The 18,709-nt window shown below is 72.0% G+C and carries 17 protein-coding genes; 11 read left to right on the forward strand and 6 right to left on the reverse strand.

Annotated elements, in window-relative coordinates; genetic code table 11:
• Positions 1-15 precede the first annotated feature (15 nt).
• Entirely contained in the window at positions 16-492 is a 477-nt protein-coding gene (locus tag ABT232_RS05835) for a MarR family winged helix-turn-helix transcriptional regulator (RefSeq protein WP_351836411.1), read from the forward strand.
• 18 nt (positions 493-510) lie between these two features.
• Here the strand turns inward: ABT232_RS05835 and ABT232_RS05840 are convergent, their stop codons facing one another.
• Both ABT232_RS05840 and ABT232_RS05845 read right to left on the reverse strand, forming a co-directional pair.
• Positions 511-1,950 carry a sensor histidine kinase gene (locus tag ABT232_RS05840; protein WP_351836414.1) on the reverse strand — a complete coding sequence of 480 codons (1,440 nt, stop codon included), beginning with the start codon at positions 1,948-1,950 and terminating at the stop codon, positions 511-513.
• Positions 1,947-2,612 carry a response regulator transcription factor gene (locus tag ABT232_RS05845; RefSeq protein WP_351836416.1) on the reverse strand — a complete coding sequence of 222 codons (666 nt, stop codon included), beginning with the start codon at positions 2,610-2,612 and terminating at the stop codon, positions 1,947-1,949. Before ABT232_RS05845 ends, ABT232_RS05840 begins: the two co-directional genes overlap by 4 nt.
• Positions 2,613-2,728: 116 nt before the next feature.
• On the opposite strand from ABT232_RS05845, the gene ABT232_RS05850 reads away from it, so the two are divergent.
• Positions 2,729-3,265, forward strand: coding sequence for a PepSY domain-containing protein (locus ABT232_RS05850; protein WP_351836419.1), 537 nt, complete (start codon positions 2,729-2,731; stop codon positions 3,263-3,265).
• A 248-nt stretch (positions 3,266-3,513) separates the two neighbouring features.
• On the opposite strand, the gene meaB is transcribed toward ABT232_RS05850, so the two are convergent.
• Both meaB and ABT232_RS05860 read right to left on the reverse strand, forming a co-directional pair.
• The gene (meaB, locus tag ABT232_RS05855) at positions 3,514-4,470 is read right to left on the reverse strand and encodes a methylmalonyl Co-A mutase-associated GTPase MeaB (protein ID WP_351836420.1); all 957 of its coding nucleotides are present in this window, start codon (positions 4,468-4,470) and stop codon (positions 3,514-3,516) included.
• 38 nt (positions 4,471-4,508) lie between these two features.
• Entirely contained in the window at positions 4,509-5,714 is a 1,206-nt protein-coding gene (locus ABT232_RS05860) for an acetyl-CoA C-acetyltransferase (RefSeq protein WP_351836423.1), read from the reverse strand.
• Between the two features lie 147 nt (positions 5,715-5,861).
• Here ABT232_RS05860 and mce point away from each other — a divergent pair, with 147 nt between their 5' ends.
• From mce to ABT232_RS05895, 7 genes are all read left to right on the forward strand, one after another.
• Positions 5,862-6,302 carry a methylmalonyl-CoA epimerase gene (mce, locus tag ABT232_RS05865; RefSeq protein WP_351836424.1) on the forward strand — a complete coding sequence of 147 codons (441 nt, stop codon included), beginning with the start codon at positions 5,862-5,864 and terminating at the stop codon, positions 6,300-6,302.
• Between the two features lie 211 nt (positions 6,303-6,513).
• Positions 6,514-10,494 (forward strand): polarized growth protein Scy, encoded by a 3,981-nt coding sequence (gene scy / locus ABT232_RS05870; RefSeq protein WP_351836426.1) that lies wholly within the window; start codon positions 6,514-6,516, stop codon positions 10,492-10,494.
• A 182-nt stretch (positions 10,495-10,676) separates the two neighbouring features.
• Entirely contained in the window at positions 10,677-11,612 is a 936-nt protein-coding gene (locus ABT232_RS05875; protein ID WP_351836429.1) for a coiled-coil domain-containing protein, read from the forward strand.
• A gap of 85 nt (positions 11,613-11,697) precedes the next feature.
• Positions 11,698-12,669 carry an ABC transporter ATP-binding protein gene (locus ABT232_RS05880; protein WP_351836431.1) on the forward strand — a complete coding sequence of 324 codons (972 nt, stop codon included), beginning with the start codon at positions 11,698-11,700 and terminating at the stop codon, positions 12,667-12,669.
• A 5-nt stretch (positions 12,670-12,674) separates the two neighbouring features.
• On the forward strand, positions 12,675-13,445 hold the full coding sequence (locus ABT232_RS05885) for an ABC transporter permease (RefSeq protein ID WP_351836433.1): 771 nt from the start codon (positions 12,675-12,677) through the stop codon (positions 13,443-13,445).
• A gap of 132 nt (positions 13,446-13,577) precedes the next feature.
• Entirely contained in the window at positions 13,578-14,828 is a 1,251-nt protein-coding gene (locus ABT232_RS05890) for an ABC transporter ATP-binding protein (protein ID WP_351836436.1), read from the forward strand.
• Entirely contained in the window at positions 14,825-15,673 is an 849-nt protein-coding gene (locus ABT232_RS05895) for an ABC transporter permease (RefSeq protein ID WP_351836439.1), read from the forward strand. The genes ABT232_RS05890 and ABT232_RS05895 overlap by 4 nt, the downstream gene beginning before the upstream one ends.
• Positions 15,674-15,686: 13 nt before the next feature.
• On the opposite strand, the gene ABT232_RS05900 is transcribed toward ABT232_RS05895, so the two are convergent.
• Positions 15,687-16,028, reverse strand: coding sequence for an Rv1322 family protein (locus ABT232_RS05900; protein WP_351836441.1), 342 nt, complete (start codon positions 16,026-16,028; stop codon positions 15,687-15,689).
• A 218-nt stretch (positions 16,029-16,246) separates the two neighbouring features.
• Here ABT232_RS05900 and ABT232_RS05905 point away from each other — a divergent pair, with 218 nt between their 5' ends.
• Positions 16,247-17,275 (forward strand): LLM class flavin-dependent oxidoreductase, encoded by a 1,029-nt coding sequence (locus ABT232_RS05905; RefSeq protein ID WP_351836444.1) that lies wholly within the window; start codon positions 16,247-16,249, stop codon positions 17,273-17,275.
• A 99-nt stretch (positions 17,276-17,374) separates the two neighbouring features.
• On the opposite strand, the gene ABT232_RS05910 is transcribed toward ABT232_RS05905, so the two are convergent.
• Complete coding sequence (locus tag ABT232_RS05910) at positions 17,375-17,767, reverse strand: SCO5389 family protein (protein ID WP_351836445.1); 393 nt, start codon at positions 17,765-17,767, stop codon at positions 17,375-17,377.
• Positions 17,768-18,023: 256 nt separating this feature from the next.
• Here ABT232_RS05910 and nucS point away from each other — a divergent pair, with 256 nt between their 5' ends.
• Complete coding sequence (nucS, locus tag ABT232_RS05915; protein ID WP_351836448.1) at positions 18,024-18,695, forward strand: endonuclease NucS; 672 nt, start codon at positions 18,024-18,026, stop codon at positions 18,693-18,695.
• The last annotated feature ends 14 nt before the right edge of the window (positions 18,696-18,709 follow it).

Raw genomic sequence — 18,709 nt, forward strand, 5'->3', positions numbered from 1 at the left:
AGGTAGACTTCATTCATGGAGACCGAGACGGCCACGCGCTGGCTGACCGATGCGGAGCAGTGCGCCTGGCGCACCCACCTGGAGGTCAACAGGCTGTTGACGTACCAGCTCGAGAAGGATCTGCAGCCGTTCGGCCTGACGATGAACGATTACGAGATCCTGGTGAACCTCTCCGAGTCGGACGACCTGCGGATGCGGATGAGCGACCTCGCTTCCGCCACCCTCCAGTCCAAGAGCCGCCTGTCGCACCAGATCACCCGGATGGAGAACGCCAACCTGGTGCGTCGCGAGAACTGCGAGTCCGACCGCCGCGGCCTGTACGCGGTACTCACCGAACACGGCATGGAGACGATGCAGAAGGTCGCCCCGCACCATGTGTCGTCCGTCCGCCGCCATTTCATCGACCTGCTCTCCCCCGAGGCCCTGACGGAACTCGACAAGGCCCTCAAGCCCATCGCCGAGCACCTTCGCGGCCACCGCGGACGCCCCTGACCAGGTACTTCCAAAGGATCAGACCACTGGCAGGCGGAGCTCGAACAGAGCTCCGCCGGCCGGCGCCGCACGGACGGTGAGCGTGCCGCCATGCCGGACGGCGACATCGCGGGCGATCGCCAGACCGAGCCCCGCGCCGCCCTCGTCGCGGCCGCGCGCGTCATCCAGTCGTACGAACCGTTCGAAGATCCGTTCGCGGTCGGTCTCCGGCACCCCGTGCCCGTCGTCGGCGACCTCCAGCACCGCCGAGCGCTCCCCCGCCCGGCGCACCGTCACCGTGACCGCCGACCGCGCGTGCCGCTCGGCGTTGTCCAGCAGATTGGCGAGCACCCGACCCAGCTGCCCACGAGATCCGGCCACGTGCGGGCCGCCCTCGGCGGTGTCCGCCACCACCGTCACCCGCGTCCGCCCCGCCGCCTCCTCCCGGGCCAGCGCCACCAGGTCGACCGGCGTGCCCGCGGGCCGCTCCCCCGCGTCCAGCCGGGCCAGCAGCAGCAGATCGGCGGCGAGCCGCTGCAGCCGTACGGTGTCCTCGACCGCCCCGTCCAGGTCCAGCAGCTCCGGATGGGCGGCGGCCACCTCCAGCTGGGTGCGCAGCGAGGCGATCGGGCTGCGCAGTTCGTGGGAGGCGTCGGCGACGAACCGGCGCTGGCGTTCCACCGAGGTCTCCAGCGCGGCCAGCGTCTCGTTGGTGGTGCGGGCCAGACGGGCGATCTCGTCATGGGTGCCGGGTTCGGGCACCCGCCGGGACAGGTCCTCGGAGGCCGTGATCTCGGCCATCTCCCGGCGGATCCCCTCGACCGGACGCAGCGCGCGCCGCGTGACCAGCCAGGTCACCGAGCCCACCACCGCGAGCAGCACGGGCAGCCCGATCAGCATCACGGTGGACGCGATGCGCACCGCCTCCTGCTGGGCCGCGAGCGAGGCACCGGCGTAGACCCGGACCTCCTGGTCCCGGGCGTCGGTGACCTCGGCCGCGGCGAAGCGCTGGGCGGTGCGTTCGCCGTCCACGGTGGCCGTGCCCGAGCCGTGCCAGGTGATGTCGCCGAGCTCGCCGGCGTCCCCGCCGTCGAAGTCGCTCTCCCCGTCTGCCGCCTCCTCGGCGTCCTCGGCGTCCCGCCCGGCGGCCGGGCCGCCCGCCGGGACGACGCCGGAGACTCCGGTGCCGCTGATCGCCTCCAGGCCCTCGCTCACCGCGAGCACCCGGCCGTCCTCGCCGACGACCTGCACCGGATTGTCCTCGGCGTCGGGCAGGTCCAGATCGGCGTAGGCGGTGCCCGCGGCGATCCGCGAGGCGATCTGCCGGGCGACGCCGTCGGCCTCCGAGTCGGCCCGGCTCTCCAGGGTGGTGCGCAACGACAGCAGGACGGCCGCGCCGGCCGCGATCAGCACCACGGCCACCACGACCGTCGCGGCCAGCGTGGCCCGCGCCCGGACCGAGCCGAACGGCCGCCTCATCGCGGCGCCTCCAGCCGGTAACCGGCGCCCCGCACGGTACGGATCAGCCCGGCGCCGAGCTTGCGGCGCAGCGCGCTGACGTACACCTCGACGATGTTCGGGTCGCCCTCGTAGGCGAAGTCCCAGACGTGCTCCAGGATGTCGGCCTTGGAGACCACCTCGCCGGTCCGCAGCGCCAGGTGCTCCAGCACCGCGAACTCCTTCGCGGTGAGCGGCACCTCGGTGCCGTCGCGCAGCACGCGGCGGGCCCCGGTCTCCAGCCGCAGGTCGCCGACGGCGAGCACAGGAGCCGCGCCGGGGGTGTTCCGGCGGCGCAGCAGCGCCTTGATCCGGGCCACCAGGACGACGTACGAGAACGGTTTGGTCAGATAGTCGTCGGCGCCGGTGTCCAGGCCCTCCGCCTCGTCGTACTCGCCGTCCTTGGCGGTGAGCATCAGGATCGGCACGTCGTTCCCGGCGGCGCGCAGGGCGGAGCAGACCCGGTAGCCGTTCATGCCGGGCAGCATGATGTCGAGCACGACCAGGTCGTACGGGGACTCGCTCGCCCGGTGCAGTCCTTCCAGGCCGTCGTGGACGACGTCGACCGCGTAGCCCTCCGCGGTGAGGCCCTTGGCCAGGGACAGGGCGAGGCGTCTTTCGTCCTCGACGATCAGCAGGCGCATGGGTCAAGAGTGGCAAACCGAAGCTGAAGCGATCTTCAGGTGCCTTCAGCGTGGCTTCAGGTCGGGCTCGGCAGGGTGGGTGCCGTCGAAACGAACCGCATTCGGAGGGGACTCCCATGAAGCGCACCATCCTCATCGCCGCCGTCACCGCCACCGCCCTGACCGGCGGCGCGGCGGCGGTCGCCTTCGCGGACGGGGGCACCGACCGGGCGCCCGCGAGCAAGGTGACGGCCGTCCAGGCCATCGACGCCACGCTGAAGGAGCGGCCGGGCACGGTGGTCTCCGTGGACCTGGACGACGAGCGGGACGACGAGCGTGACGTCGCCGCCTGGGAGGTCGAGGTCCTCGGTTCCGGCACGACCTCCTACACCGTCCGGGTCGACCCGGCGAGCGGCAAGGTCCTCGGCACCGACACCGACCACGACGAGGACGACACGGCTCAGGCGCGCCGCGCGCTGAAGGGCGCCGAGGTGGACGCGCGGGAGGCGGCGCGGGCCGCTGCCGCGAAGGGGGTCGTGACGTCCGTGGACCTGGAGGAGGAGGGCGCCGCGGGGTGGAGCGTGGAGACCGCCGGGTCGGAGCGGGACTGGCGGGTCGACCCGAGGACGGGCACGGTCACGGCGGAGCGGGACGACGACTCCGACGAGGACTGAGCGGGCCCGGTTCTGCCGGGCCGGGCTGCGTCGCCGGGTGCGGGTCGTTCGGTGTCGCTCGCGCAGTTCCCCGCGCCCCTTTCGGCGCTGACGCGCCTGACGCGGCGAAGCCGCGTTCAGGGGCGCGGGGAAGCCGCGTTCAGGGGAACTGCGCGCCCAGCCACCCACCACCCGCACCCGGCACCGCAGGCGCAAGCCCCGCCGCGCAACCCGTCTCAGCCCTGGGTGAGCCCCGCCGCGCGGCCGTCTCAGCCCTCGGTGAGCCCCGCCACCAGTTCGTCCGCCGCGCGGTACGGATCGAGGTCGCCCGCGACGATCCGTTCCGCCAGCGCGCTCAGCCGGCGGTCGCCGTGCAGGTCGCCGATGCGTTCGCGGAGCGCGGTGACCGCGATGGTCTCCACCTCGCGGGCGGCGCGGGCGCGGCGGCGCTCGGCGAGGACGCCGCGCTCCTCCATCCACGCCCGGTGCTTCTCCAGGGCCTCGACGACCTCGTCGACACCCTCGCCGCGCGCGGCGACCGTCTTGACGATCGGGGGCCGCCAGTCGCCGGGGCCGCGGCTCTCGCCGAGGCCCAGCATGTGGTTGAGTTCGCGGGCGGTGGCGTCGGCGCCGTCCCGGTCGGCCTTGTTGACGACGTACAGGTCGCCGATCTCCAGGATTCCGGCCTTGGCCGCCTGGATGCCGTCGCCCATGCCGGGGGCGAGCAGCACCACGGAGGTGTCGGCCTGGGAGGCGATCTCCACCTCCGACTGGCCGACGCCGACCGTCTCGACCAGGATCACGTCGCAGCCGGCCGCGTCGAGGACACGGATCGCCTGCGGTGCGGCCCAGGCGAGGCCGCCGAGGTGGCCCCGGGTGGCCATCGAGCGGATGTAGACGCCGGGGTCGGAGGCGTGCTCCGACATCCGCACACGGTCGCCGAGCAGGGCGCCGCCGGAGAACGGCGAGGACGGGTCGACGGCGAGCACACCGACCCGCTTTCCCTGTTTGCGGTAGGCGGTGACCAGCGCCGAGGTCGAGGTCGACTTACCGACTCCGGGCGAGCCCGTCAGACCGACGACATAGGCGTTGCCGGTGAGCGGGGCGAGGGTCGCCATGACCTCCCTGAGCTGCGGGGACGCCCCCTCCACCAAGGAGATCAGGCGGGCCACCGCCCGGGGCCGGCCTTCCCTGGCCTGGGCGACCAGCGAGGAGACGTCCTGCATCACAGCTCCGTTCACTAGATGTGCGCTATCGCGAACACTCAGGCCTTGGGCACCCGCACGATCAGTGCGTCGCCCTGGCCGCCACCACCGCACAGCGCGGCCGCGCCGACCCCGCCGCCGCGCCGCTTCAGCTCCAGGGCGAGGTGCAGGACGAGCCGGGCGCCGGACATGCCGATCGGGTGCCCCAGGGCGATCGCGCCACCGTTGACGTTCACCTTTTCGGTGGACACGCCGAGGTCCTTCATGGACTGCACGGCGACCGCGGCGAAGGCCTCGTTGATCTCGATCAGGTCGAGGTCTGAGACCTCCAGGCCCTCCTTCTTCAGGGCGTGGACGATCGCGTTGGACGGCTGCGACTGGAGCGAGTTGTCCGGGCCCGCGACATTGCCGTGCGCGCCGATCTCGGCGATCCAGTCCAGGCCCAGCTCCTGCGCCTTGGCCTTGCTCATGACCACGACGGCGGCGGCGCCGTCGGAGATCTGCGAGGCCGAGCCGGCGGTGATGGTGCCGTCCTTCGAGAACGCCGGGCGCAGCTTGCCCAGCGACTCGACGGTGGTGTCGCCGCGGATGCCCTCGTCCTTGCTGAACAGGACCGGGTCGCCCTTGCGCTGCGGGATCTCGACCGGGGTGATCTCGGCCTCGAAGATGCCGTTCTTCTGCGCGGCGGCGGCCCGCTGGTGGGACAGGGCGGCGATCTCGTCCTGCTCGGGGCGCCCGATGCCGAGGCGGGTGTTGTGCTTCTCGGTGGACTCGCCCATGGCGACGCCCTCGAAGGAGTCGGTCAGACCGTCGTACGCCATGGCGTCGAGCATCTGCACCGCGCCGTACTTGAAGCCGTCGCGGGACTTCGGCAGCAGGTGCGGGGCGTTGGTCATGGACTCCTGGCCGCCGGCGACGACGATGTCGAACTCGCCGGCGCGGATCAGCTGGTCGGCCAGCGCGATGGCGTCGAGGCCGGACAGACACACCTTGTTGATGGTGAGCGCCGGGACGTTCATCGGGATGCCGGCCTTGACCGCGGCCTGGCGGGCCGGGATCTGCCCCGCGCCGGCCTGGAGCACCTGGCCCATGATCACGTACTGCACCTGGTCGCCGCCGATCCCCGCACGGTCGAGGGCGGCCTTGATCGCGAAGCCGCCGAGGTCGGCTCCGGAGAAGGACTTCAGCGAGCCGAGCAACCGGCCCATCGGGGTACGGGCACCCGCGACGATGACGGACGTCGTGCCGTTCGTAGCAGAAGACATGAGCTGCGATCCCCTTACCGGCCTGCACGACCGAGGAGTGAACGAGGGTTTACTCGAATGTACTGAGCGGTATGCCGCCCGTCACCGGGCCGTCGGTGTGATCGCGCGCACGTTGCGTAACCACCTCCGGAGCGCTGCACTGAGTCCATGCTGACGCGAATCGACCACATCGGGATCGCCTGTTTCGACCTCGACAAGACCGTCGAGTTCTACCGGGCCACCTACGGCTTCGAGGTGTTCCACTCCGAGGTCAACGAGGAGCAGGGCGTGCGCGAGGCCATGCTCAAGATCAACGATACGTCCGACGGCGGGGCTTCGTACCTGCAACTCCTGGAGCCCACCCGGGAGGACTCCACCGTCGCCAAGTGGCTCGCCAAGAACGGCGAGGGCGTCCACCACATCGCCTTCGGTACGGCGGACGTCGACGGCGAGGCGGCCGACATCAAGGACAAGGGGGTACGCGTTCTGTACGAAGAGCCCCGGCGCGGCTCCATGGGGTCACGAATCACCTTCCTGCACCCCAAGGATTGCCACGGTGTACTGACAGAACTGGTCACTTCGGCGCCCGTTGAGTCACCTGAGCACTGACCCTCGTACATAGGGGCCGGTAGGGTTGGGGGCGGTCGCCCCGCTTCCACCGGGGCGACCCGTGCCGGGGTCCGGGTTTCGGGGGACGAGCGTCGGGGCAGCAGCCCATGCTCCGTCGTTGATCTGACACCATTCCCCGGGGGCCCCGTTCGGCGGATGGACGGAGCTCGTTTGGAGAGACTTGCGACCAGGGGACGGATGGGACCGCGCAGTGCGGGGCTACGAGAGCCAGGAGCGAGAGCCGGCGGCTGACGTCGACCACCTCTCTCGGTTCGAGGCCGAGATGAAGCGGCTGAGGACCGAGCGGGAAAAGGCCATCCAGCACGCCGAGGACCTCGGCTACCAGGTCGAGGTGCTGCGGGCCAAGCTGCACGAGGCGCGCCGTACCCTCATGACCCGGCCCGCCTACGACAGCGCCGACATCGGCTACCAGGCCGAACAGTTGCTGCGCAACGCGCAGGTGCAGGCCGACCAGATCCGCGCCGACGCCGAGCGCGAACTGAGCCAGGCCCGCGCGCAGACCCAGCGCATCCTGCAGGAGCACGCCGAACAGGCCGCCCGCCTCCAGGCCGAGCTGCACCAGGAGGCGGTGACCCGGCGCCAGCAGCTCGACCAGGAGCTGGCCGAGCGCCGGCAGACCGTCGAGTCCCACGTCAACGAGAACGTGGCCTGGGCCGAGCAGCTGCGCGCCCGCACCGAGCAGCAGGCCCGCCGGCTCCTCGACGAGTCCCGCGCCGAGGCCGAGCAGGCGATGGCCGCCGCCCGCGCGGAGGCCGAGCGGCTGACCGCCGAGGCCCGCCAGCGCCTCCAGAGCGAGGCCGAGGCCGCCCGCGCGGAGGCCGAGCAGCTGCTGCGCCGCGCCCGCGCCGACGCCGAGCGGCTGCTGAACGCCGCCTCCACCCAGGCGCAGGAGGCCACCGACCACGCCGAGCAGCTGCGCAGCTCCACCGCCACCGAGTCGGAGACGGCCCGCCGTCGGTCCGCCGAGCTGAGCCGCGCCGCCGAGCAGCGGATGGCGCAGGCCGAGGAGGCGCTGCGCAAGGCGCAGTCCGAGGCGGAGAAGCTGGTCACCGAGGCGAAGGAGTCCGCGGCCAAGGCCCTGGCGAACGCCGAGGCGGCCAACGAGACCCGTACCCGCACCGCCAAGGAGCAGGTCGCCCGGCTGGTCAGCGAGGCCACCAAGGAGGCCGAGACCACCAAGGCGGAGGCCGAGCAGCTGGTCGCGGACGCCCGCGCCGAGGCCGAGAAGATCGTCGCGGAGGCCGCCGAGAAGGCCCGCACGGTCACCGCCGAGGAGGCCGCCACCCAGCTGGCGAAGGCGGCCCGGACCGCCGAGGACGTGCTCAACAAGGCGTCCGAGGAGGCCCGCCAGACCACCAAGGCGGCCGCCGAGGAGGCCGAGCGGATCCGCCGCGAGGCCGAGGCCGAGGCGGACCGGCTGCGCGCCGAGGCGCACGACATCGCCGAGCAGCTGAAGGGCGCGGCGAAGGACGACACCGAGGAGTACCGCGCCAAGACGGTCGAGTTGCAGGAGGAGGCCCGCAGGCTGCGCGGCGAGGCCGAGCAGCTGCGCTCCGACGCCGTCGACGAGGGCGACAAGATCCGCGCCGAGGCCCGCAAGGAGGCCGTGGCGCAGATCGAGGAGGCGGCGAAGTCCGCCGAGGAGCTGCTCGCCAAGGCGAAGGCCGACGCGGACGAGCTGCGCCGGACCGCCACCGCGGACAGCGAGAAGGTCCGCACCGAGGCCATCGAGCGGGCGACCAGCCTGCGCCGGCAGGCCGAGGAGACGCTGGAGCGCACCCGCGCGGAGGCCGAGCGCCGGCGCGACGAGGCCGTCGAGCAGGCCGAGGGCATCAAGGCGGAGGCCGAGCGGTCCGCGCGCGAGCTGCGCGAGGACACCGAGCGGGCGGTCGCGGCCCGGCAGTCGGAGGCGGCCGAGGAGCTGACCCGCCTCCAGACCGAGGCGGAAGCGCGGCTGGCCGCCGCCGAGCAGGCGCTGACCGAGGCCCGTGAGGAGGCCGCCCGGATCCGCCGGGAGGCCGCCGAGGAGACCGACCGGCTGCGCGCCGAGTCCGCCGAGCGGATCCGCACGCTCCAGCAGCAGGCCGAGGCGGAGGCCCAGCGGCTGCGCGACGAGGCCGCCGCCGACGCGTCCGCCTCCCGTGCCGAGGGCGAGTCCGTCGCCGTACGGCTGCGTTCGGAGGCCGCGGCCGAGGCCGAGCGGCTGCGGACGGAGGCGCAGGAGAGCGCCGACCGGATGCGGGCCGAGGCGCAGGCCGCCGCCGAGCGGCTGGCCGCGGAGGCGTCCGAGACGCTGGCCGCCGCGCAGGAGGAGGCCGTCCGCCGCCGCCGCGAGGCGGAGGAGACGCTGGGCGCGGCCCGGCAGGAGGCCGACCAGGAGCGCGAGCGGGCCCGCGAGCAGAGCGAGGAGCTGCTGGCCTCGGCGCGCAAGCGCGTGGAGGAGGCGCAGGCCGAGGCGGTCCGGCTGGTCGAGGAGGCCGACCGGCGCGCCACCGAGATGGTGTCGGCCGCCGAGCAGCACGCCCAGCAGGTGCGGGACTCGGTCGCCGGACTGCACGAGCAGGCGCAGGAGGAGATCGCCGGGCTGCGCTCGGCCGCCGAGCACGCCGCGGACCGCACCCGGCGGGAGGCCGAGGAGGAGGCCGACCGGGTCCGTTCCGACGCGTACGCGGAGCGGGAGCGGGCCGGTGAGGACGCCGCGCGGACGCGGCACGAGGCCACCGCGGAGGCGGAGGCCGCCAAGGCGCTCGCCGAGCGGACCATGGCCGAGGCGCTGGCCGAGTCGGAGCGGCTGCGGTCGGACGCGGCCGAGCACGCCCAGCGGCTGCGCACCGAGGCGTCGGACAACCTGGCCGAGGCCGACCAGGCCGCCGCGCGCACCCGGGCGGACGCCCGCGAGGACGCCAACCGCATCCGGTCGGACGCGGCGACGCAGGCCGACACCCTCATCACCGAGGCGCGTTCCGAGGCCGAGCGGCTGACGACGGAGACGGCCGCCGAGGTCGAGCGGGTCCGTACCGAGGCGCTGGCGGAGGCCGAGCGGCTCACCACGGAGACGATCGCGGAGGCGGAGCGGGTCCGCGGCGAGGCGCTGGCCGAGGCCGAGCGGGTGACGACGGACGCGGTCGGCGAGGCCGAGCGGGTCCGCGGCGAGGCGCTCGCGAGCGCCGAGCAGCTGCTCTCGGACGCCACCGGTGAGGCCGAGCGGCTGCGCGCCGAGGCCGCGGAGACGGTCGGGTCGGCGCAGGCGCACGCGGAGCGGATCCGGACGGAGTCGGAGCGGGTCAGGACCGAGGCGGCCGAGGAGGCCGAGCGGCTGACCTCGGCGGCGCGCGAGGAGGCCGAGCGCACGCTCGACGAGGCGCGCAAGGAGTCCAACAAGCGGCGCTCGGAGGCGGCCGAGCAGGTCGACAAGCTCATCACGGAGACCGCGGCCGAGGCGGACAAGCTGCTCGCCGAGGCCCAGTCGCAGGCGACGAAGGCCACCACGGACGCGGAGTCGCAGGCCGACACGATGGTGGGCGCGGCCCGTCAGGAGGCGGAGCGGATCGTCGCCGAGGCGACGGTCGAGGGCAACTCGCTGGTGGAGAAGGCCCGCACGGACGCGGACGAGCTGCTGGTCGGCGCCCGCCGGGACGCGACGGCCATAAGGGAGCGCGCCCAGGAGCTGCGCGATCGCATCACCACCGAGATCGAGGAGCTGCACGAGCGGGCCCGCCGCGAGGCCGCCGAGACCATGAAGTCCACCGGCGACCGCTGCGACGCGCTGATCAAGGCGGCCGAGGAGCAGCTGGCCAAGGCCGAGGCGAAGGCGAAGGAGCTGGTGTCGGACGCGAACTCCGAGGCCGGCAAGGTGCGGATCGCCGCGGTGAAGAAGGCCGAGGGTCTGCTGAAGGAGGCCGAGCAGAAGAAGGCAACGCTGGTCAAGGAGGCCGAGGAGCTGAAGGCCGAGGCGATCCGCGAGGCCAAGCGCACCGTCGAGGAGGGCAAGCGCGAGCTGGAGATCCTGGTGCGCCGCCGCGAGGACATCAACGCCGAGATCTCCCGTGTCCAGGACGTGCTGGAGGCGTTGGAGTCCTTCGAGGCGCCGTCGGCCGGCAAGGACGGCGGGGTCAAGGCCGGTGCGACGGTGGGCGCGCCCCGATCGGGTGGCAAGTCGTCGGACGGGTAGTCAGAAGACCGGGTTTGGGTGTTTCCTGGGGCCTTTGGCCAAGTCTTTGGCAAGCAGTCCGACGGTTAGCCACTCAAAAGGGGTGTCATTCTCCAGATCAAACACGCATCCGCTCGATGACACACCGTTCTGGCCCCTAGGATTCCACTATCACCTCACCGGTCTCATTCGACAGGAACCCCATGAGCGACACTTCCCCCTACGGCTTCGAGCTTGTGCGGCGTGGGTACGACCGCGCTCAGGTGGACGAACGTATCTCCAAGCTCGTCTCCGACCGTGACTCCGCTCTCGCCCGCATCACCGCTCTGGAAAAGCGCATCGAGGAGCTCCACCTCGAGACGCAGAACGCCCAGGCCCAGGTGAGCGACGCCGAGCCGTCGTACGCCGGTCTCGGCGCCCGCGTCGAGAAGATCCTGCGACTCGCCGAGGAAGAGGCGAAGGACCTGCGCGAGGAGGCCCGGCGCGCGGCCGAGCAGCACCGCGAGCTGGCCGAGTCGGCCGCCCAGCAGGTGCGCAACGACGCCGAGTCCTTCGCGGCGGAGCGCAAGGCCAAGGCCGAGGACGAGGGCGTCCGGATCGTCGAGAAGGCCAAGAGCGACGCCTCCCAGCTGCGCAGCGAGGCGCAGAAGGACGCGCAGTCCAAGCGCGAGGAGGCCGACGCGCTCTTCGAGGAGACCCGCGCCAAGGCCGCCCAGGCCGCCGCGGACTTCGAGACCAACCTGGCCAAGCGCCGCGAGCAGTCCGAGCGCGACCTGGCCTCGCGTCAGGCCAAGGCGGAGAAGCGCCTCGCGGAGATCGAGCACCGCGCGGAGCAGCTGCGCCTGGAGGCGGAGAAGCTGCGCACCGACGCCGAGCGCCGCGCCCGCCAGACGGTGGAGACCGCCCAGCGCCAGGCCGAGGACATCGTGGCCGACGCCAACGCCAAGGCCGACCGGATCCGTTCGGAATCCGAGCGCGAGCTGGCCGCCCTCACCAACCGCCGCGACTCCATCAACGCCCAGCTCACCAACGTGCGCGAGATGCTCGCCACGCTCACGGGCGCCGCGGTGGCCGCGGCCGGCACGCCGGCCGAGGACGAGCCGATCTCCCGTGGGGTGCCTGCCCAGCAGTCCCGGTGACCAGCCGGATCAGCTGAGCCGAACAGCTGCGAAGCCCTCTGCCGCTCCGGTGGCAGAGGGCTTTGTCCCGTTCTAGCGTGGCCGCATGATCGAGCTCGAGGGGCTGACCAAGCGGTACGGCGAGAAGGTGGCGGTCAACAACCTCACGTTCGCCGTCAGACCGGGCATCGTCACGGGGTTCCTCGGTCCGAACGGCGCCGGCAAGTCGACGACGATGCGGATGATGCTGGGTCTGGACCGGCCGACCGCCGGGGACGTCCGGATCGACGGCGAGCACTACGACCGGCTCAAGGACCCGCTGAAGTACATCGGCGCGCTGCTCGACGCGAAGGCCGTGCACGGCGGCCGCAGCGCCTACCACCATCTGCTCTGTCTGGCGCAGAGCAACGGCATCCCAAAGCGCCGCGTGCACGAGGTGCTGGACACGGTCGGTCTGACGGCGGTCGCGCGCAAGAAGGCCAAGGGGTTCTCGCTGGGCATGGGCCAGCGGCTGGGCATCGCGGGCGCGCTGCTCGGCGACCCGAGGATCCTGATGTTCGACGAGCCGGTCAACGGGCTGGATCCGGAGGGCATCCACTGGATCCGCAATCTGATGAAGTCGCTGGCCGGGCAGGGCCGGACGGTGTTCGTGTCGAGTCATCTGATGAGCGAGATGGCGCTGACCGCCGATCATCTGGTGGTCATCGGTCAGGGCCGGCTGCTCGCGGACACCTCCATGGCCGAGTTCATCGCCCAGAACTCGCGGTCGTACGTCCGGATCCGCACACCGCAGCCCGAGCGGCTGCTCGATGCGCTGAGCGGTGCCGGGATCGCCGCGGTGGGGGCCGGCGGCGGGGCCTTCGAGGTGGACGGCGAGAAGCCGGAGCGGATCGGCGAGCTGGCGGCGCAGCACCAGGTGGTGCTGCACGAGCTGAGCCCGCAGCAGGCCTCCCTGGAGGAGGCGTTCATGCGGCTGACCGCCGAGTCGGTCGAGTACCACGCACACTCCGACGCGCCCGCGCGGCAGCAGCGGCAGCAGCCGCGGCAGCAGTGGGGCGAAGGCTGGAAGAGGGGCTGAGAAGCATGGCGGCCACCCAGGTCATCCGGTCCGAGTGGACGAAGATCCGCTCTGTCGCGTCCACCGTGTGGACACTCTCGCTCGCCGTCGTGGTCACGCTCGCGCTCGGCATGCTCATCTCCGCGCTGTCGAAGAACGAGTTCGACACCTTGAGCGCCCGTGACCGGCTCTCCTTCGATCCGACGTTCATCAGCTTCGCGGGCATGAGCCTGGGCCAGCTGGCGATGATCGTGTTCGGGGTGCTGGTGGTCTCCAACGAGTACAGCAGCGGCATGATCCGCACCTCGCTGGCGGCCGTACCGCAGCGCGGCACCTTCCTCTTCAGCAAACTCGCCGTCGCCACCCTGCTCGCCCTGGTCGTCGGCATGGCCACCAGCTTCGCCGCCTTCTTCCTCGGCCAGGCGATGCTCGGCGGCCTGAAGGCCTCGATCGGCGACCCCGGAGTGCTGCGCGCGGTCATCGGCGGCGGGCTCTACATGACCCTCATCGCCATGTTCTCGATGGGCGTCGCCGCGATGCTGCGCTCGCCGATGCTGTCGCTGGGCATCCTCATGCCGTTCTTCTTCCTGATCTCCAACATCCTCGGCAACGTCTCGGCGACGGAGAAGATCGGCCGGTTCCTGCCGGACCAGGCGGGCAGCAAGATCATGCAGGTGGTCCCCCCGGTCGACGACGACACCCCCTACGGCCCCTGGGGCGGCCTCGGGATCATGGTCCTGTGGGTGGCGGCGGCACTCATCGGCGGTTACGTCACGCTCAAGCGGCGGGACGCCTGAACAGGCCCGGCCGCCGGCGCGACCGGCCGGGTTTTACTCACCCTTGAAGGGAACCGTCAGCGCCCCGATATCCTCCTAACCCTTACGGGGGCGTGTGCCCCGCTGTCCTGAACCTTTCGATGGGTGCGGAGCATGATCGAGGCAGTCGGCCTGACCAAGCGCTACGGCGACAAGACCGCTGTGTACAACCTTTCCTTCCAGGTACGGCCCGGCGCCGTCACCGGCTTCCTGGGCCCCAACGGCTCGGGCAAGTCGACGACCATGCGGATGATCCTCGGCCTGGACAACCCGACCTCCGGGCAGGTGACGATCGGCGGCTACCCGTACCGCAAGCTGCCGAACGCCGCCCGCCAGGTCGGCGCGCTGCTCGACGCCAAGGCCGTGCACGGCGGCCGTTCGGCCCGCAACCACCTGCTGTCGCTGGCCCAGCTCTCCGGCATCCCGGCCCGCCGGGTCGACGAGGTGCTGGGCGTGGTGGGCCTCCAGGACGTGGCCCGGCGCCGCTCCAAGGGGTTCTCGCTCGGCATGGGACAGCGGCTCGGCATCGCCGCGGCGCTGCTCGGCGACCCGCAGGTGCTGCTCTTCGACGAGCCGGTCAACGGCCTCGACCCCGAGGGCATCCTCTGGGTGCGCAACCTGATGAAGTCGCTCGCGGCGGAGGGCCGCACGGTCTTCGTCTCCTCGCACCTGATGAGCGAGATGGCGCTGACCGCCGACCACCTCATCGTCATCGGCCGCGGACAGCTGCTCTCCGACATGAGCGTGCGGGACTTCATCGCGGCGAACTCCGCCGGGTTCGCGCGGGTGCGCACCCCGGACACCGAGCCGCAGCTGCGCGAGAAGCTGTCCGCCGCGCTCACCGAGGCCGGCGGGCAGGTGCTGCCCGAGCAGGACGGCGCGCTGCGGGTGACCGGGCTGCCGCTCCCCCGCATCAGCGACATCGCCCACGACACGGACGTACGGCTGTGGGAGCTGTCGCCGCACCAGGCGTCGCTGGAGGAGGCCTACATGCGGATGACGCAGGCCACCGTCGACTACCGCTCGACCGTCGACCCGAAGGCGGGCCTCCAGCAGCCGCTGCCGCCGGGCGCCCAGCCGCCGATGCCGGTGCCCGGTCAGGGCCAGCCGGGCTGGTACGCCCCGCCGCCGCCCCAGCAGGGCGGCCAGCCGTTCGCGATGCCGCAGGGCCAGGGCCCGTACGGGGCGCCCGCGCCGGCCGGCGCCGGAGTGCCGAACCCGTACGCCCAGCCCGCCGCGCAGCCCGGCCAGGCCCCGTCCGCCGCGCCGGCCGCGCCCCAGGACCAGCCTCCGGTGCCGGCGCAGCCCCCGGCCGCGCCCGCCGCCCCCGTCGCCGACCCGACCCAGTCCGAGGACGCCCGATGAGCACGCCCCAGACCCCGATCCCGCCGGCCGCGCCCGGCATGCCGTACGCCGGTTACACCTCACCGATCCCCGTCGTCCGCACCCACCTCGGGCACGCCATCGCCTCCGAGTGGACGAAGATCAAGTCGGTCCGGTCGACGATGTGGACGCTGGGCGTGTTCGTCCTGCTCGTGGTCGGCATCGGACTGCTGGCCGGCTCGCTGGTGAGCAGCTCGACCTCGGAGGGCGACCTCGGCGAGGAGCCGGCGCTGGCCCTCGGCTTCTTCGGGCTGCTGCTCGGCAGCATGTGCCTCATCACGCTCGGCGTGCTGACCACGGCCTCCGAGTACGGCACCGGGATGATCCGTACGACGATGACGGCCTGCCCCTCCCGGGGCCGGGTGCTGGCGGCGAAGGCGGTGGTCTTCTTCCTGGTCGCCTTCACGGTGACGCTGGTCTCCGCCACGCTCGTCGCGCTCGCCCAGGTCGGCATGGTGGACGCCCGCGAGCCCTCGGGCGCCGAGTGGTTCAAGGGCACGGTCGGCGTCTCGCTCTACGTCGCGCTGCTCGGCCTGCTCTCGCTGATCGTCGGCTCGATCATCCGGCACTCCGCCGGCGCCATCACCATCATGATCGGCGCGGTGCTCGCCCCGCTGGTGCTCGCGCTGTTCATGTTCTCCGCCTCGCTCCAGGACCTGCGCGACTTCCTGTTCGAGTACTCGATCCCGAACCAGCTCGGCGTCTTCTACGCCAACTCCCTCAGCGAGTCCGGCCCCTCGGGCTGGGACCCGTTGTGGATCATGCTGGGCGTCACGGCCGTCGCCTTCGCCGGCGCCTATGTGCTGCTGGAGCGGCGGGACGTGTAGGACGGGCGAGGGCTCAGAACTTCGGCGCGTTACGGGACCGCTGCACCCGCGTGGTGCGGCGGTCCCGCGCGTTCCAGCACGCCTTGTGCCAGTGCCGGCGGTCGTCGACGCCCGAGTGCTCGGGCCAGGCCACCACGTGCGGGACCCCGTCGGGGATCAACTGGTCGCACCCCGGGCAGCGGTAGCTCTTGCCCTGCGCGCTCGCGCCCGCGACATGGCGCACGTTCCACTCCTCGCCCTGCCAGTCCACGCTCGACTGCCAGCCGCCGTAGCGCTCCGGCCGGTCGTCCTCGGCGCTCCGGCCGGAGGAGCCGGCATGCCTCGGGCCCTTGGGTCGGTTGTGACGCGGGGACACGGAACACCTCACGCAGCTGTACAGGAAGCGGGTCGTGTCCAGCCTACGCGCCGTCGGCCGGGGTACGCGGAAGCGGCGAACCACCCAAGTCGCCCTCCGGACCGGGCATTCTGCAGACAATCCGCAAATTCATCCGCGAGGCCGTGTCCTCGGCACGTGTCAGACGGTTATGCCGGGTGGGGGAGCTCCGTGTCGGAGCCAAGGAAGCAGGAAGAGCGATGCGCGTAGGAAGTTTCATGTTGGCGGCCCAGTTCCCGGGTCAGGGCCAGGGGGAGGCGCTGCACCGCGCGGTCCGCTCGGCCGAGGTGGCCGAGGAGGCGGGGCTCGACTCGGTCTGGCTGGCCGAGCACCACTTCGTACCGTACGGCACCTGTCCGTCGGCGATCACCCTGGCCGCCCTGCTGCTCGGCCGCACCCGCCGCATCCGGGTCGGCACCGCGGTCAGCGTGCTGCCCACCGCCCACCCCGTGGCCCTCGGCGAGCAGGCCGCGCTGCTGCACATCACCAGCGGCGGACGCTTCTCGCTGGGGGTTGGCCGGGGCGGGCCGTGGGTGGACCTGGAGGTCTTCGGCGCCGGACTGGAGGCGTACGAACAGGGGTTCCCCGAGTCACTCGATCTGCTGGTGCGCTGGCTGCGCGAGCCCCGGGTCGGGGCCGCCGGGGAGCGGTACCGCTTCCGCGAGGTGGCCGTCGTACCGAGGCCGTCGGAGTCCCTGACGGAGGTCGACGGGCCCGAGGTGATGGTGGCGTGCACCTCCCCCGCCAGTGTGCGGATGGCGGCCGAGCGCGGACTGCCCATGCAGCTCGGCATGCACATCGGGGACGAGGAAAAGGCCGAGATGGTGGCCCTGTGGCGCACCTGCGCGCGGGCCGCCGGGCGGCCGGCGGAGGAGATCGCGGACCCGGGCCATGTGTCGGCCGGTGTCTGCCAGATCGCGGACCGCCGGGTCGACGCGGCCGAGGCCCTCACCAAAGCGATGCCAGGCTGGCTGAAACAAGGTCTCGACGCGCATGTCACCGTGGACGGCAGGGAGCGCCGGATGCGCGATCCGATCGCCTACACCGAACTGCTCTGCGGGCTGCACCCGGTGGGCACACCACGGCTGTGCGCCGACCGCCTCGCGGCGACCAGCGAGCGGACCGGCATCAGCCGCTTCGCCCTGCTCATCGAGGGCTCGGGAGACCTCGCGGCGACGGAGGAGAACGTCCGGCGGCTGGGCGCGGAGGTACTGCCGCAGCTGCGCTGACACCCCGCGGGCGCACAACGCCCGTAGGACGCGGGGAGCTTGCCGCCCCGGTACAGATCGCACCTCCCGTGTACGGAGCGGCAAGCAAGCGGCTCTGCGTCAGCAGTCCCGCAGCTCCGGAGACTGGTTGAGCAGCTGGGCGCGCACCGAGGTGAAGCGGGCCAGCCTCTCGTCCACCGAGGCGTCCAGCGGGAACACCGCCACCCGGTGGCAGTTCTGGAAGGCCAGCCGTACACCGAAGTGCCGCTGCAGCGCTCCGCGGATGGCGTCACTCGCGAGCGCACGCAGGAGCTGACCGCGTGCCTGCTCGTCCGGCGGGGGCGTCTGGTTGTCGGCGAAGTCTCCGCCGTCCACCTTCAGCTGAGCCACCAGGGAGCTGACCATCTCCCACGCGTAGGGCAGGGAGGTCCGGACGCAGTCGACGAAGTCAGCTTCGTCGACCTCGCCTCGCTCGGCCTGTTCGAGTAGGGCCGGTGAGACGTCGAGCGACATGGGTACTCCTCTCGCACCCCCGACCAGCAGGGGTTGCCGGACAGATACGGGAGCCCGCGCGGAACCGGACACGCTGAGTACACACATCGCGACCTCCCGTTTACTACGGTAGGCAACAGACGGTGACGGCACCAGGAGATTGCCGATACAGGCCGATCCCCATAGGCACACAATCGGCCACTACCGAACACGAGTGTTCTGGAGAAACAGGACGCGAATCGCGTGGGGCGTGGGGTGTCGAGTAGCGTTGCCGACCATGCGTCTCGTCATTGCCCGATGCTCGGTCGACTACGCCGGCCGGCTCACCGCCCATCTCCCCTCGGCACCCCGTCTGATCCTGGTGAAGGCGGACGGCAGTGTCTCCATCCACGCCGACGACCGGGCCTACAAGCCCCTCAACTGGATGTCGCCGCCCTGCACGCTGAAGGAGGGCACCGGTGAGGAACAGGGCGTCTGGACCGTCGTCAACAAGGCGGGCGAGAAGCTGATCATCACCATGGAGGAAGTCCTCCACGACTCCTCGCACGAACTCGGCGTCGACCCCGGCCTGATCAAGGACGGCGTGGAGGCGCACCTCCAGGAGCTGCTGGCCGACCGCATCGACACGCTCGGCGAGGGCTGGACGCTGATCCGCCGCGAGTACATGACCGCCATCGGTCCGGTCGACATCCTCTGCCGGGACGCCGAGGGGCAGACCGTCGCGGTCGAGATCAAGCGGCGCGGCGAGATCGACGGCGTGGAGCAACTGACCCGCTATCTGGAGCTGTTGAACCGCGATCCCCATCTGGCGCCGGTGCGCGGTGTCTTCGCCGCCCAGGAGATCAAGCCGCAGGCCCGGGTGCTCGCCACGGACCGCGGCATCGGCTGCGCGGTGCTGGACTACGACGCGCTGCGCGGCATCGAGGACGACAAGCTGCGGCTCTTCTGAGATCAGCGTCACGA

The sequence above is a fragment of the Streptomyces sp. NPDC001532 genome (assembly GCF_040298625.1).
Classification (GTDB): domain Bacteria; phylum Actinomycetota; class Actinomycetes; order Streptomycetales; family Streptomycetaceae; genus Streptomyces.